This window comes from Streptosporangium sp. NPDC001681, assembly GCF_040298085.1.
GTDB lineage: Bacteria > Actinomycetota > Actinomycetes > Streptosporangiales > Streptosporangiaceae > Streptosporangium.
The window spans coordinates 39,309-50,426 of sequence record NZ_JBEOZN010000041.1 but is presented as its reverse complement, the minus strand read 5'-3'; the positions used below and the strand labels follow the sequence as shown (position 1 = coordinate 50,426).

Here is an 11,118-nt window from a genome sequence, read left to right as displayed (position 1 = left end):
GCAATGGTTTCGCGGCCGGCCACGTCCCACAACTTCACGCTCTTGTCGAGGCTGCCGGTGGCGAGGGTTTTGCCGTCCGGGCTGAACGCCACCGAGATGACATCGTCGGTGTGGCCGGTGAGGGTGGCAACGGTGTTGCGGCCGGCCACGTCCCACAACTTCACGCTCTTGTCGGCGCTGCCGGTGGCGAGGGTTTTGCCGTCCGGGCTGAACGCCACAGAGAAGACCCAATGGGTGTGGCCGGTGAGGGCGGCGTTTGGTGTGGGTTTGGTGGCGTTTGGTGTGGGGTCGGGGGTGCAGGCGACCATGGTCGGCACGCCGATGGCGGCCAGGGCGCCGAGCCCGCCCAGGAGCAGGGTACGGCGAGATAGTGAGCGGCGCTGCCGCGGAGGGATCGTATTCACACCCCTAGGTGTAGAAGATCACGCTTGAGATTGACTTGGAGGTGCCTGCGTCCCCTTCTGCCTGCCCGGGCCGAGCAGCTCGCCGGCGGCGAACGGCTCCGGGGTCTTGGGACTATCCGGCCGGAATTGAACGTTAAGCCTTCCGCTGCTGGTCAGCATGGGGTCAGTAGGCTCCGAAGACGCCGATCGAGAGGGCTTTTCCGAGACTTGGATGCCGACTTCCCACAGCTCAGGACGCGCCGGTCGGTCTTAGCGTTCAATCCTGCGGAAATAGTCCCAGCACCCCGGATTACGGCAGGCGTTCGGCGCCGGGCGGTACTGTCGCGTGCAGAGTTCGGGGTTGAGGAACAGCGGAACAGCCGTTGGCGGTGAGAAAGATCTTGCTTCTCGTTGTGGCGGTGAACTGGTCAAATGCGAAGTGGGCAGGCGGTCAGGGTCGGCTGACGTGAGGGTGCGGCCTCAGGAAACGCTGCACCGGTGCCCTGCACGGACTTCCGCGACCTGCGACGAGGCGGCTTAGCGCCAACGGCTGTTCCGCTGTTCCTCAACCCCGACCCTCGCCGACTACCAGCACGCCTGGCCGGCCTGACCGTCGAGCACGACCAGAACGTCCCGAACATTCGAGATGTCTTGGCCTATGGAACTGGTAAAGATCGATGATCGAGTGACCTTTACCAGTTCCATAGGCCGGAGCAGGCGACGGGCCGGTCGAGGGACAGGCGTCGGGCGCTCACCACGGACGAAGGCAACGGTAGCCTGCGTCAGATATGCGCACCGTTCGCCTTGAGGGCCGGAGCTTCTCCGTTACCGATGACCCGGACCGGGTCATCGGTGGCTTCCTGTCTTACGCACTCTCGCTGAACAGACTCTCCGGACGTCCTCCCGCCGAGGAGTTCGCCGAGCGTTTCTCCCCCGACGGGAGCGAAATGGTTGTTCCCGATACCTTCGTGGCCTACCGGGCCACGGAGTCGGATGACACCGTTCCGGAGTTGTGGGAGTACACCGCGGAGGATTTCGATCGCATGGAGCTCTGGGTGCTTGTGCTGTTTCAGTGGCACCCGCTGCCGGACAACAGGGCCGTCATCGAGGGTCCCGAGCTGCGCCACCTGCTGAACGAGGCCCTCGCGCTGGTTGTGTAGGACCACAGGGTCGAGGAACAGCGGGACAGTCATTGGCGGTACGGGCTGTTCGAGCAGGTCAGGGCGATGCACGACCAACAGTGTTGAGTCAGCTTTTCGGCCCGAACATGGCGGGATGGTCCGGCGTGATAACACGATCTTTAGTGTTTCCGCAGGTCGCGGTGACCATCCGCACCATGATCCATCTCACCGCTAATGGCTGTCCCCGCGTCCCTCGACCCTGGGGACCGCCGGGCTATCATGGACGCCGCGCGCGCAGATCTCCGCGATCTGTAAGATTTTCTGAAAGGTTCCCTGCAAAACTCCTCGATGGACGCACGCTCTCGCCCGCCAACAGACTCCCTTCCTGAGATTCAAGCAGCGGACCCGACCGATCGGGACCGCTTCACAGGAAGCGCGATCTATGGCGAACCGATCCCGGAGAGTGGTGCCCGCAGGGCTCGCGCTCGTCCTGGCCCTCGTGATGGCGGGCTGCAACGCGAACTCGCAGTCCACCGAGCCGACGAAGGGCAAGAACACGACGGCGCTCGAGTCCGTGCCCCAGGGCGGGACCCTGCACTACCTCTCGCGGCGCGCGACCGAGTCCTTCGAGACCGCCAACGCGCAGATGGTGCCGACCAGCCGGCTGCGGTGGGTGCACCGCGGGCTGACGTCGTGGCGGACGTTCCCGGACAAGGACACGACCCTCGTGCCGGACCTCGCCACCGACACCGGTACGACGGACGACGGCGGCAAGACGTGGACCTTCACGCTGCAGGAGGGCCTGAAGTTCTCCGACGGCAGCCCGATCACCGCGCAGGACGTGAAGTACGGCATCGAGCGGTCGTTCGCGCCGATGTTCCAGGGTGGCCTCGGCTACCACAAGACGCTGCTGGTCGGCGGCACCGACTACGACGGCCCGTACGACGGCAAGGAACTCGACTCCATCGAGGTCGTCGACGACCACAAGATCGTCTTCCACCTGACGCGTCCGTTCGGCAACTGGCCGTGGATCGTCAGCATGCCGGCCTTCGCGCCGGTGCCGGCTGCGGCCGACACCAAGCCGGAGACGTACGGCGAGCACCCGGTCGCCAGCGGCCCGTACCAGGTGACGAGCTTCCGCAAGGGCTCGCAGGCGGTGCTGGAGCGCAACCCGAACTGGAAGGCCGACACCGACCAGGCACGGTTCGCCGGCCCGGACAAGATCGTCCTCGACATGGGCCTGAACAACGACACGATCGTGCAGCGCCTCATCGATGACAAGGGCGAGGACAAGACCGCGATCAGCAACGCGCTCATCTCGCCGTCGCAGTTCCAGCGGATCGAGTCCGACCCGTCGATCTCCGACCGCATGGCCAACAGCCCGTCGGGCTACTTCCGCTACCTCGCCATGAACGTCAAGCGCCCGGGCCTCTCCGACGTCCGCGTGCGGCAGGCGATCAACTACGCGATCAACAAGGCCGAGGTGCAGAGCGTGTACGGCGGCCCGAAGTTCGGCGGCCAGATCACCTCGACCATCATGACCCCCGGCATCCCCGGCTACACCGAGTACAACCTGTACGACGGCGGTGACACCGGCAACGTCGACAAGGCGAAGAAGCTGCTCGCCGACGCTGGCGTCTCCGACCTGAAGCTCACGCTGACCTACCCGACCGACGTGAGTGCGATCGAGGAGAAGGAAGCCCAGAGCATCAAGAACTCGCTGGCGCGGGTCGGCGTCAAGGTCGAGCTCAAGGGCCTCGACGGCGACACCTGGTCCGAGCTCGTCTCGTCCGCCGACGGCGACTACGACATGACGACGAACGGCTGGGGAGCGGACTTCCCGAGCGGCATGAGCACCATCCAGCCGCTGTTCGCGTCGAGCGAGATCGACAACGGCGGCGGCAACGCCTCGAAGTTCTCCAACCCCGAGGTGGACGCCGCGATCGACGCCGCGATCGCGGAGCCGGACCTCGACAAGGCCGGCGAGATGTGGGCCGCGATCGACAAGCAGATCATGGAGGACGCCCCGGTCGTGCCGATCCTCGTGCAGCGCACGCAGGCCCTGGCCGGTTCGAAGATCTTGAACTACTTCATCCCCGCCTACCCGCCGTTCGCGAATGAGCTGGTCGTCGGTGTCGATCGCTGAGATCCAGCAGGCGGAGGGCCGGGGTACGCCGGCCCTCGGCCGCTTCCTCCGGAAGCGGTCCGGCGTCGCCGGCCTGGTCATGCTGGTCGTGCCGCTCGTCGCGGGGCTCTGCGCCCCGCTGCTCGTGCGGATCGAGGGACAGGACCCGAGCACCTTCCACCCCGACCTGCTCGACCCGGACGGCGGCCGTCCGCTGGGCGCCTTCGGTGGCGTCAGCGCCGACCACTGGCTCGGCGTCGCCCCGGTGACGGGCGTCGACCTGTTCGCCCAGATCGTCTACGGCATCCGCTCGTCGCTGTTCATCGCGTTCGGGGCGAGCATCCTGTCGATCGCCTTCGCCGCCGTCCTCGGTACGGCGATCGGGTACTTCGGCGGCTGGCTCAACGCCGTCGCGGGGCGGGTGATCGACTTCATGTTCGGCTTCCCGGGCCTGATGTTCGTCATCGCGATCATGGCGATCGTGCCGCCGGAGATGCCGCGGGGCCTGGTCCTCGTGCTGGTACTGGCCTTCTTCGGCTGGACCGTCCCGGCCCGGATCATCGGCGCCCAGGCCGGCGCCATCAACGCCCGCGCCTTCGTCGAGGCGGCGCGCGCGACCGGGGCTCCGCCCTGGCAGATCATCCGCCGCGAGATGCTGCCGCACCTCTTCGGCCTGGTCGTCGTCCTGTTCGCGATGTCACTGCCCGGCAACGTCAGCGTCGTCGCGGGACTGTCGTTCCTCGGCGTCGGCCTGCGTGGCGACGTCCCCGACCTCGGCAAACTGCTCTCGGACTCGCTGCCGTGGATCTACAGCGGTGCGGACGTCTGGTACATGCTCTTCCCGGGCGCCGTGGTGTTCCTGATCGTATTCGGCGCCACGCTCGCCGGTGACGCGCTCCGCGACGTCCTCGACGTGCGCACGGAGGATGCTGCATGATCGTCTACATCGCCCGCCGCATGGTCACCGCGGTGTTCATGCTCCTCGCGATCGCCTTCGTGACGATAGCCCTCTTCTTCGGGGCCTCGAAGGACCCGGCCCGCGCCATGTGCGGCAAGCCGTGCCCGCCCGAGACCCGGGCCAAGGTCAGCGCCTACATGCAGACCGACCAGAGCGCGGTGTGGCAGTACACCGAGTTCGTGAAGGGCCTCTTCGTCGGCCGCACGTACGGCGAGGGCGCCCAGCAGGTGCACTGCCACGCACCCTGCTTCGGCTACTCATTCCCGAACCGCAGCGACGTCACGACGCTCATCGCCGAGCGGCTGCCCGTCACGTTGTCACTCGCGGTCGGCGCGGCCGTCCTGTGCCTCGTCGTGGGCATCGGCCTCGGCGCGTTGTCGGCGATACGCAAGGGTGGGATCGTCGACCGGTTCTCGACCGGCTTCGCGATGTTCGGGCTGTCGGTGCCGACCTTCCTCGTCGGCCTGCTCGTCGTCCAGGTCTTCGGCTTCATGCTCAACGCGCTGCCGTACTCCGGCTTCGTGTCGTTCTCGGAGTCACCGACGGACTGGGCCTGGCACCTGATCGGCCCGTGGATGGTGCTGTCGTTCATCCTCGCCGCCGGCTACATCCGGGTCACCCGCACCCAGCTCCTCAACGAGCTCTCGGCCGACCACCTCGTCGCGATGACCGCGCGCGGCGCGTCGACCCGGCAGGTGAACCGGCACGCCGTCCGCGGCGTGATGGTGCCGGTCGTGGCGATGTTCGCGCTCGACGTCACCGCGCTCCTGGGCGGGTCGGTGATCGCGGAGAAGGTGTTCAGCCTGCACGGGCTCGGCGACCTGCTGCTGTCCGGCGTGAACGAGTCCGACCTGAGCATCGTCGTCGGGGTGACGCTCTTCTCCGCCTTCCTCATCATCATCGGCAACCTGATCGCCGACCTGCTGATGCCGCTTCTCGATCCGAGGATCCGCCGTGCCTGACCCCGTACTCCAGGTCGAGGACCTGTGCGTCTCGTTCACCAGCGGCGGCGTCACCGCCGATGTCGTCCGGGACCTCTCCGTGAGGCTGGACGGCGGCCGCACGCTCGCCGTGGTCGGCGAGTCGGGGTCGGGCAAGACGATCACCGGCCGGGCGATCATGCGGCTGCTGCCGCGCGGGGCGAGCGCCCGGGGCCGGATCGTCGTCGCCGGCCGGGAGATGCTCTCCGCCGACGAGCGCGAGCTGCGCCGGGCCCGCGGCTCCGACGTGGCCATGGTGTTCCAGGACTCGATGTCCGCGCTCAGCCCGTACCTCGACATCGGCGCGCACATCGCCCAGGCGGTCCGCCTGCACAACCCGTCGGTCACCCGCCGCGCTGCGCGGGCCCGTGCGGTCGAGATGCTCGACCGGGTCGGCATCCCCGAGCCCGCGGACGCCGTATGCCGCTTCCCGCACGAGTTCTCCGGCGGCATGCGGCAACGCGCGGTGATCGCGATGGCCCTGGTGAACCGGCCGGCGCTCCTCATCGCCGACGAGCCGACCACCGCGCTCGACGTGACGGTGCAGGCGCAGATCCTGGCCCTGCTCCGCGAGCTCCAGCAGGAGTACGGCATGGCGATGCTCCTGATCAGCCACGACTTCGGAGTGGTGGGGAGCGCGGCGGACGACGTCCTCGTGCTGTACGCCGGCCGCCAGGCCGAGTACGGCAGCCTCCGCGACATCTTCGAGCAGCCCGCCCACCCGTACACCGCCGGTCTCCGCGCGGCCACGCCGCGGCTGGACGCCCGACTCGACACCGGAGGGGAGCGGACCCGGCTCCGCGCCATCCCCGGCGCGCCCACGTCGCTGCGCGACGCCGGACCGGGTTGCGCCTTCGCGCCGCGCTGCGGCCTCGCGGACCAGGTCGGCGAGCGCTGTGTCGTCGAGACACCGCTGCCCACCGTCCGCCCGACCAGCGAGGGCGGCGGCCTGCACCTTGCGGCCTGCCACCTCGATCGTCTCCCCGCACCGCAGGAGGTCGCCCGGTGAGCGAGCCGATCCTGGAGATGACCGACGTCAGCAAGCGCTACCGCACCGCCGGTGGCTTCGGCCGCGGGCGCAAGGGCTTCCTCGCCGTCGACGGCGTCTCGCTCCACGTCGAGCGGGGCGAGGCGCTCGGCCTGGTCGGCGAGTCCGGCTCGGGCAAGTCCACGCTGGCGCGGATGGCCAACGGCCTGGTGGTGCCGACGTCCGGCACCGTCCGTACGGACGGGCAGGACGTCGCCCGCCTCAGTCGGCGAGGACTGCGGCGGCTGCGGCGCAACGTCGCCATGGTCTTCCAGGACCCGTTGGCGTCGCTGAACCCGCTGCAGACCGTGCGGCAGACGCTGGAGAACGTCTTCCGTGCGCACGGCGAGACGACGTCGACCGCCGAGCTGGTCGCGCTGCTGGAGTCGGTCGGCCTCGGCGCCGACTACCTGGGGCGCTACCCGCACGAGGCGTCCGGCGGGCAGCTCCAGCGCGTCGCCGTGGCGCGCGCGCTCGCCCTCAAGCCGGACCTGATCATCGCGGACGAGCCGACCTCGGCGCTCGACGTGTCGGTGCGTGCCCAGATCCTCAACCTGCTGGCCGACCTGCAGCGCGACCAGGGGATCTCGTTCCTCCACGTCAGCCACGACCTGGCGGTGATCCGGCTCTACAGCGACCGCGTCGCCGTCATGCAGCGCGGCCGCATCGTCGAGACCGGCCCGTCCGACGAGATCTTCCGCTCCCCGCAGCACCCCTGCACGCGCGCGCTGGTCGAGGCGACACCGGAGGCGGAGCTGCCGGCCTGACCTGCGGGAGCGTTGCGCGACGCCGACCAGGCGTGCCACGATCATGACCATGACTCACCGAACGACCACCCCGTCGTGAGCCGGCCGGAGGCCGGCGCGACAGAGTACTGAATGAGGACACGTGGGAACCGACCTGTTCGTCCGAGAGTACGGGCGGGACGCAGCAGATGCGCCCGCCATCCTCATCCTGCACGGCGCCGTGGAGTCCGGCGCGTGCTACGGCGACGCCGTCGACCGCTGGTGCGGCGACTACCACATCGTGGCGCCGGACGCCCGGGGCCATGGGAAGTCGCCCAGCCGCCTGCCCGAGCACGAGGGCGTTCCGTCCACCGACGTGATGGTGCAGGACGCGATCGACATCCTCAAGGACATGCTCGACGAGACCGGGCGCAAGACGCTCGTCGTCGGGCACTCCATGGGCGCGCGGATCGCCGCCTTCGTCGCCGCCGACGCCCCGCACCTCGTGGCCGGCGTCGTGCTCGAGGACCCGCCGTGGTGGGTGCCGGAGGCCGGTCCCAACCCGTGGCTCAGCGTCGAGCAGACCACCAAGGACCCCTTCGACTACGCCGACACGGCGTCGGTCGAGGAGCTCATGGACATGCAGCGCGAGCTCAAGCCCCACTGGGCGGAGCAGGAGCTGCGCCCACTCGCCGAGGCGATGAAGGCCGTCGACATCGACTACATGGAGCAGCGGGTCCACGAGAGGCGCCGGATCTGGACGCCGACCGCGCGGCAGATCACGGTCGGCCCGGCCGGCGTACCGGCGCTGCTCGTCACCGGCACCGGCGACGTCATCGTCGACAAGCACTCCCGTGAGCGCCTCACGGCCGTCGCGCCCGGCTTCGACGTCGTCGTGATCGAGGGCGCCCACCACTGCGTGCGCCGCGACAAGCCGGACGAGTACCACCGGCACGTCGACGCCTTCCTCCGCGAGAACGCGCCGTCGGCCGGAGCCGTCACTCGACGCTGAAGGTGTCGGACCGCGCGAGCGGGCCGTAGATCTCCGAGTCCGGCTGGGCGACAGCGGCCCGCATCGCCTCCAGCCCCGCACGTACGACGGGGTGGCCCTGGTTGTCGCGCCGCGTCGTCATGATCACCTTGCGCAGCGGCGCGATGCCGCGCGTCGGCAGGATCGTCACCCAGTCGGCGTCGCGGGCGGAGAGCGCGGACTCCGGCACCAGGCAGATCCCCGCCTCGGCGGCGACCAGCGCCAGCGCGGCGCGGTAGTCGTCCGAGACGTGGGTGATCGGCGGGTGGAAGCCGAGCTCGGCGCACGCCTGCAGCACCATCGTGCGGCACGGGTTACCGGGCGAGGGCATGATCCAGCCCTCCTCGGTGAGCTGGGTGAGCCCGATGCCCTCCTCGCCGGCCAGCGGGTGCGCGTGGGGGAGGACGGCCTTGAACCGCTCGATGTAGAGCGGGAACTTCACGATGTCGGGGGAGTCGCGCTCGGGGTCGGACTCGTACTCCAGGCTGACGGTCACGTCGATATCGCCGCGCATCAGCATCCGGTGGCTCATGTGCGCCTCCGCGTCGACGACCGTGACGTCGACGCCCGGCGCCTGGCGGCGCAGCTCGACGATGGCGGGTGCCACCAACCAGCTGATCGCCGTGGGGAAGGCGCCGATCCGGAGCTGCCCGAGGACACCGCCCGCGTGCGCGGCCAGGTCGGCCTCGGCGATCTTCAGCCGGGAGTTGATCTCCTCGGCGTGCCCGGCGAGGATACGCCCGGCCGGCGTGAGCGCCAGCTTGCGCCCCGTGCGTACGACGAGCGCGTGGCCGACCTCGCGCTCGAGCGCCGCGAGCTGCTGCGACACCGCGGACGGCGTCAGGTGCAGCGCCGCCGCGGTCGCGGTGACCGAGTCGGACAGCACGAAGGCACGGAGGACGAGGAGACGTCGGGGGTCGATCGTGGGCACGCGGGCTCCGTCGCGAGTCGGCCGCGGTGGGGGCATCCGCGAGGCGGGACCAGGGGACCCCGATGCTAGCGGGCGCTTCCGGACGCGCGGCGCTCGGCCTGGCCGAGCGGATCGAAGGGCCGGGGCGGGCGGGCCTGGGCCGATCGCGGCGCTGGCCGATCGCCTGACCTGGTCGAGCAGGCCATGGGTCACCAGCTCACCGCGCTGCTCGGCCAGGCCGCCGCACTGGAACGCCTGGTCGATCGGTGCCGCCAGGACGACACGACTGCTCTGGCCGACCACCTGGACTCGGACTCGGTGGCCAGGGACATGGAGGCGATCCGCATCGCCCTCGGCCAGGACAGGCTCAACATGCTGGCCTTCTCCTACGGCGGGGTTCCGGCCGCCGCGTACGCGCGGCTTTACCCTGGGCACGTCCGAGCAGTGGTTTTCGACAGCACGCCCGACGCGACGGTGGGCTGGCGCGGTATGGAACGCGTGCAACTGCGCACCACTGAGGCGGCGTTCAAGCGCTTCACCACCTGGTGTGCCGGTGACGACGCGTGCGCCCTGCGGGGGCGGAACGTGCGTAAGCTCTGGCGCGAGCTGATCAAGAGCACCGGCCGCAGGCCCGTCACGTATGCCTCCGCCCGGCTGGGTGAGATCAGACTGACCGATTTGCACCTCAAGGCGCTGGCCCGGATGGTCCTCCCCGTTCCGGAGAGGTCACCGGAGTTCGCCGGCGCGCTGCTCAAGGCGAGTAAGGGCGACTTCGCCTGGTTCGGCGAGCAGATCCTGGGCGTCTCCGCGAGCTGGAGCTCGCCGGGCGCGGCGGCGACCCGGTGCCCGGACGGCCTGGTCGGACTGGGGTACGAGGCGCTCGTCAGCGACCGCCGTTACAGCGAGCGGATCTCCCGCGACTTCGGCGGCGGGGTGGGCACCAGGCTGGAGGCCCTGGCCTGCTCCGGCTGGAGGCCCTGGCCTGCTCCGGCTGGCGGCACCGGCCGGTGAACCCGCCGCGCCCCTTGCCGGCCGGACTGCCTTCGGTGCTGGGCCTCGGCGGCGATCGTGACTTTCCGGTCACCGAGCTCCTGGTGAGCAGGATCCCAGGCTCGGTCGCCGTCCGCTATGACGGCCCCGTTCACGTCGTCTACCTGCGGGCGAAGGACCCGTGCGTGACGGGGTACGCCGACCGGTATCTGACGAGGCTGACGTTGGCCCCCGCAGGCACGCTCTGCTCGCCCCGGTAGTCGATGCCACGGCAGAGAAGATTCCCGCATCCAGCCGGGGCCGCCACACGCCACCGCCGCTGACGGCCCCGCCTTTTGCGAGAAGATGATCCCATGCAGATCCGGATCGAGGCCTTCGACCTGCCAGGCCGCACCTGCGCCACCGCCCCTGGCTTTCCCGGCTACACCGACGTCCACGTCGCGGTCCAACGCCGAAACCAGCGAGAAGAGCTGCTCGACCCGCAGCCCGGCGACGCCGCGTCGGCGACCTGGACGCTGGAGTGCACCGCGACCACCACCCCGTCCGGCATCGACCTCAAAGGCCCCCATATCCAGGGCCGCCCCGAAGGCCGGTTCATCTACCTGTCATGGGGCACCGTGGAGGATGCCGGCACCTTCACCCTGTTCCGGCGAGCCAAGCTGATGCTCGACGCCGTCGACCCGACCACCGCCAAGGCCGCCACGCGCTCCGGGCTGCTGCTGGCCCGTCTTCGCCTCACCGATGCCAGGAACCAGCCGCTGTGTGCCGCGGTCAGGCCACCGCTCGTCGAATGGCTCGCCGGGCAGGCACATTGATCTCCCGCCGCGGCCGCAGAGCATCATGTGGCTCCGTGCCGGCCCACCACTCGG

12 protein-coding genes are annotated in these 11,118 nt (G+C 69.7%); 10 read left to right on the top strand and 2 right to left on the bottom strand.

Translation table 11 applies throughout. The annotated features are described in order from the left end of the window. The coding region (locus ABT130_RS20215) for a WD40 repeat domain-containing protein (RefSeq protein WP_502992177.1) at window positions 1-404 on the bottom strand (404 nt) is incomplete at its 3' end. 767 nt (window positions 405-1,171) lie between these two features. Between ABT130_RS20215 and ABT130_RS20210 the strand changes: the two genes are divergently transcribed. The 7 genes from ABT130_RS20210 to ABT130_RS20180 all read left to right on the top strand — a co-directional run bounded on the left by ABT130_RS20210 (window position 1,172) and on the right by ABT130_RS20180 (window position 8,331). Then, the gene (locus tag ABT130_RS20210; RefSeq protein WP_350957238.1) at window positions 1,172-1,543 is read left to right on the top strand and encodes a hypothetical protein; all 372 of its coding nucleotides are present in this window, start codon (window positions 1,172-1,174) and stop codon (window positions 1,541-1,543) included. A gap of 403 nt (window positions 1,544-1,946) precedes the next feature. Beyond that, window positions 1,947-3,650, top strand: coding sequence for an ABC transporter substrate-binding protein (locus ABT130_RS20205; protein ID WP_350957236.1), 1,704 nt, complete (start codon window positions 1,947-1,949; stop codon window positions 3,648-3,650). Next, the gene (locus tag ABT130_RS20200; RefSeq protein WP_350957234.1) at window positions 3,637-4,566 is read left to right on the top strand and encodes an ABC transporter permease; all 930 of its coding nucleotides are present in this window, start codon (window positions 3,637-3,639) and stop codon (window positions 4,564-4,566) included. The genes ABT130_RS20205 and ABT130_RS20200 overlap by 14 nt, the downstream gene beginning before the upstream one ends. Then, the gene (locus ABT130_RS20195; RefSeq protein ID WP_350957232.1) at window positions 4,563-5,549 is read left to right on the top strand and encodes an ABC transporter permease; all 987 of its coding nucleotides are present in this window, start codon (window positions 4,563-4,565) and stop codon (window positions 5,547-5,549) included. Before ABT130_RS20200 ends, ABT130_RS20195 begins: the two co-directional genes overlap by 4 nt. Beyond that, the gene (locus tag ABT130_RS20190) at window positions 5,542-6,576 is read left to right on the top strand and encodes an ABC transporter ATP-binding protein (RefSeq protein ID WP_350957230.1); all 1,035 of its coding nucleotides are present in this window, start codon (window positions 5,542-5,544) and stop codon (window positions 6,574-6,576) included. Before ABT130_RS20195 ends, ABT130_RS20190 begins: the two co-directional genes overlap by 8 nt. After that, complete coding sequence (locus tag ABT130_RS20185; protein WP_350957228.1) at window positions 6,573-7,361, top strand: ATP-binding cassette domain-containing protein; 789 nt, start codon at window positions 6,573-6,575, stop codon at window positions 7,359-7,361. The genes ABT130_RS20190 and ABT130_RS20185 overlap by 4 nt, the downstream gene beginning before the upstream one ends. 121 nt (window positions 7,362-7,482) lie before the next feature. Continuing rightward, window positions 7,483-8,331 carry an alpha/beta fold hydrolase gene (locus ABT130_RS20180; RefSeq protein ID WP_350957226.1) on the top strand — a complete coding sequence of 283 codons (849 nt, stop codon included), beginning with the start codon at window positions 7,483-7,485 and terminating at the stop codon, window positions 8,329-8,331. On the opposite strand, the gene ABT130_RS20175 is transcribed toward ABT130_RS20180, so the two are convergent. Beyond that, a complete protein-coding gene (locus ABT130_RS20175) occupies window positions 8,318-9,280 on the bottom strand; it encodes a LysR family transcriptional regulator (protein ID WP_350921354.1) in 963 nt (320 codons plus the stop codon). The genes ABT130_RS20180 and ABT130_RS20175 overlap by 14 nt on opposite strands. Window positions 9,281-9,463: 183 nt before the next feature. Here ABT130_RS20175 and ABT130_RS20170 point away from each other — a divergent pair, with 183 nt between their 5' ends. The 3 genes from ABT130_RS20170 to ABT130_RS20160 all read left to right on the top strand — a co-directional run bounded on the left by ABT130_RS20170 (window position 9,464) and on the right by ABT130_RS20160 (window position 11,064). Continuing rightward, complete coding sequence (locus ABT130_RS20170; protein ID WP_350957224.1) at window positions 9,464-10,270, top strand: alpha/beta fold hydrolase; 807 nt, start codon at window positions 9,464-9,466, stop codon at window positions 10,268-10,270. Further along, the gene (locus ABT130_RS20165) at window positions 10,267-10,509 is read left to right on the top strand and encodes a hypothetical protein (RefSeq protein WP_350957222.1); all 243 of its coding nucleotides are present in this window, start codon (window positions 10,267-10,269) and stop codon (window positions 10,507-10,509) included. Before ABT130_RS20170 ends, ABT130_RS20165 begins: the two co-directional genes overlap by 4 nt. Window positions 10,510-10,602: 93 nt before the next feature. Continuing rightward, a complete protein-coding gene (locus ABT130_RS20160; protein ID WP_350957220.1) occupies window positions 10,603-11,064 on the top strand; it encodes a DUF5990 family protein in 462 nt (153 codons plus the stop codon). Window positions 11,065-11,118 lie beyond the last annotated feature (54 nt).

Excerpts from the sequence above, each read along its gene's own strand:
- ABT130_RS20160 (WP_350957220.1), top strand. The coding sequence starts at position 10,603 with ATGCAGATCCGGATCGAGGCCTTCGACCTGCCAGGCCGCACCTGCGCC.
- ABT130_RS20210 (WP_350957238.1), top strand. The coding sequence starts at position 1,172 with ATGCGCACCGTTCGCCTTGAGGGCCGGAGCTTCTCCGTTACCGATGAC.
- ABT130_RS20205 (WP_350957236.1), top strand. The coding sequence starts at position 1,947 with ATGGCGAACCGATCCCGGAGAGTGGTGCCCGCAGGGCTCGCGCTCGTC.
- ABT130_RS20195 (WP_350957232.1), top strand. The coding sequence starts at position 4,563 with ATGATCGTCTACATCGCCCGCCGCATGGTCACCGCGGTGTTCATGCTC.
- ABT130_RS20170 (WP_350957224.1), top strand. The coding sequence starts at position 9,464 with ATGGGTCACCAGCTCACCGCGCTGCTCGGCCAGGCCGCCGCACTGGAA.